At 69.9% G+C, this 3,078-nt stretch carries 2 protein-coding genes; both read right to left on the bottom strand.

Annotated elements, in window-relative coordinates:
- On the bottom strand, positions 1-1,046 hold a 1,046-nt coding region (locus tag ACGFZW_RS38870; RefSeq protein WP_393898059.1), incomplete at its 3' end, for a beta-ketoacyl synthase N-terminal-like domain-containing protein.
- A 25-nt stretch (positions 1,047-1,071) separates the two neighbouring features.
- Positions 1,072-3,078: beta-ketoacyl reductase (locus ACGFZW_RS38865; protein ID WP_393898058.1), on the bottom strand; the 2,007-nt coding region annotated here is incomplete at its 5' end.

Raw genomic sequence — 3,078 nt, 5'->3', positions numbered from 1 at the left:
TCACCCAGCGTCGTACCCGTACCGTGCGCCTCCACCACCGCCACCTGCTCCGGCTTCAGCCGCGCATCGGCCAACGCCGCCCGGATCACCCGCTGTTGGGAGGGGCCGTTGGGCGCGCTGAGGCCGTTGCTCGCACCGTCCTGATTGATCGCACTGCCCCGCACCACGGCCAGCACCGGATGCCCGTTGCGCCGCGCCTCCGACAGCCGCTCCAGCAAGAGCACACCGACGCCTTCACCGAGACCCATGCCGTCCGCGCGCTCGCCGAATGCCTTGCAACGGCCGTCCTGGGCCAGCCCCCGCTGGCGGCTGAAGCCGACCAGGCCGAGCGGATCGGCCATCACCGCCGTTCCTCCGACCATGGCCATCGAGCAGTCGCCCTGGCGAAGGGACTGGACGGCGAGGTGCAGGGCCACGAGCGACGACGAACACGCCGTGTCGACCGTGACTGCGGGGCCCTCGAGCCCGAGGGTGTACGAGACCCGACCGGAGATGACACTTGTCGACATGCCGGTCACCAGGTGGCCCTGAACGCCCTCCGGGACGTCCTGGTAGTTGATGCCCCAGCCCTGGTAGGCGGCACCGACGAAGAGACCGACCTTGCTGCCGTGCAGTGTGGAGGGGGCGATGCCGGCCCGTTCGAAGGCTTCCCACGAGGTCTCCAGCAGCAGCCGCTGCTGGGGGTCCATCGCGGTCGCCTCACGCGGCGATATACCGAAGAAGGCGGGGTCGAACCGGTCGGCGTCGTGCAGGAAACCGCCCTCGGTCGCGTAGATCTTTCCCTGGCGGTCGGGGTCCGGGTCGTAGAGGCCGTCGAGGTCCCAGCCACGGTTCGCGGGGAATGCGGAGATGGCGTCCTTGCGTTCTGCGACCAGATCCCACAATTCCTCGGGGGAATCGGCGCCGGGGTAGCGGCAACTCATGGCCACAATGCCGATCGGCTCTCGGGCCGACGCGGTGAGCTCTTGGTTTGCCCGCCGCAGCCGCTCGGTCTCCTTCAGAGACTCACGCAGCGCTCCCACAATTTTGTCATCGGCGCTAGTCATCTTGTGCTCCGCTTTTCGAGTCTCTTCAGAGGTCATTGTTGTCGTACGCCATGCGGATCAGTCCGTCGACGTCCAGTTCGTCGATGGAATCCGTGGAATCGCCGCATGCCGCGGCGGAATCGGAGTCGGGAGATTCGGCAAGCTTGCGCAGTTCGCCGAGCAGGCCGGACTCCTGAAGTCGGAACAGCGGAACGGAATTCAACAGCTGCCGGACTTCTGCTTCCGCAGGGTCCGCCGTGGCCGCGGGGCCCTGGTCGGGGAAGAGCATGGCGCCGATGTGCTCGGCCAGAGCGCGGGCCCGGGGGTAGTCGAACACCACTGTGACGGGCAGGCGCAGACCGGTCGCCGCGCTGAGGCGGTTGCGGAGGTCGACAGCGCTCAGCGAGTCGAATCCCAATTCCCGAAATGCCCGTGACTCATCGACCGCCGCCGGGCCGGGATATCCGAGCACCGAGGCGATCTGGGTGCACACCAACTCGGAGAGTGCGCGCTGCCGTTCCCCGGCAGACAGTCCGGTCAGTCGCAGGCGTACCGAGGAGTCGTCGCCGCCGGTCTCTGGCGGAGCGGCTTCGGTCGCCAGGATCCTGGCGACCTCGGGCACCTCGCTCAGCAGTGGGCTGGGGCGGGCCGAGGTGAAGACGGGGACGAACCGTTCCCAGTCGATGTCCGCGACCACCACCACGCTCTCGTCGCGGTCCATGACCTGCTGGAAGGCGTTGATGGCCAGCCTCGGCGACATGAAGGGAATGCCGCGCCCGCGCAGCTGCTCCTCGGCGAGGTTGGCGGCCATGCCGCCGCCGTCCTCGGGGCTCCAGATACCCCAGACCACCGAGGTCCCGGCGAGGCCCCGGGCCCGCCGCTGTTCGGCGAGGCCGTCGAGGTAGGCGTTGGCCGCGGCGTACGCGCCGTGGTCGCCGCTTCCCCAGACCGCCGATATGGAGGAGAAGAGGACGAAGTCGTCCAGTGTCGACCGGTCGAAGACGGCGTCCAGGTTGGCCGCGCCGACGATCTTCGCGTGGGCCGTGTCGGAGAACTCCAGAAGATCCGTGTCGGCGAGCGGCACGAGGACGCCCGCGCCGGCGATGTGCATCACGGTGCGGATCCGCGGGCCGTCGGCCTCCACCTCCCGGACCAGCGCGGCCAGGGCGTCGCGGTCGGTCACGTCGCAGGCGGCGATGGTGACCCGGGCACCGAGTGCGGTGAGTTCGGCCCTCAGCTGCTCCGCGCCGGGGGCCGCCGGCCCGCTGCGACTGGTGAGCACCAGGTGCTCCGCACCACGGCCGGCCAGCCATCGGGCTATCTGGCCACCGATACCGCCGGTGCCGCCGGTGATCAGTACGGTGCCGCGTGGTGTCCAGGCCGGGACGAGGTCCGCCGCGGCCGGCGAGGACCGCACCAGTCGGCGCACGAGCAGGCGGTTGCCGCGTACGGCGAGCTGGTCCTCGTCGTCGAGCCCGCTCAGGGCCGCGCACAGCAGTGCGGCACCGCGCCGGTCGAGTCTGTCGGGGAGGTCGATCATGCCGCCCCAGCGCTGCGGGTGTTCGAGGGCGGCCACTCGCCCCAGGCCCCACACGGCGGCCTGGGCGGGGCTGTCCAGCTGGTCGGTGCTGCCGGTCGCGACGGCACTCCGGGTGACGAGCCAGAGGGGGGCTTCGATACCGGCATCACCCAGTGCCTGGATGAGGGTCAGGGTGAGTCCGAGGCCGGCCGGCAGGTCGGGGCATCCCGGGTGTGCGCCTTCGACCCCCGCCAGCAGGGACAGCACACCAACCGGGGCGTCACCCTCCAGGCTTTCCCGCAGGCGCGAGGCGAGAATTTCGCGTCCGGCGTCGGACTCGTCGATTTCGAGGGTGTGGAGGGTCATGCCCTGTGCGCGTAGTGCCTCGGCGACCTGACCCGCCTCCGGGCATTCGGCAGGCACCACCAGCAGCCAGGCACCCGACGCGACACCCGCCTTCACATCCGGCAACGACTTCCACGACACCCGATAACGCCAGGAATCCGCCACCACCTGATCACGACGACGACGCCG

It is taken from the genome of Streptomyces sp. NPDC048248 (assembly GCF_043201875.1).
In the GTDB taxonomy this organism is placed as follows: domain Bacteria; phylum Actinomycetota; class Actinomycetes; order Streptomycetales; family Streptomycetaceae; genus Streptomyces.
The sequence above is the reverse complement of the archived record's forward strand: the minus strand, read 5'-3'. Positions and strand labels throughout refer to the sequence as shown.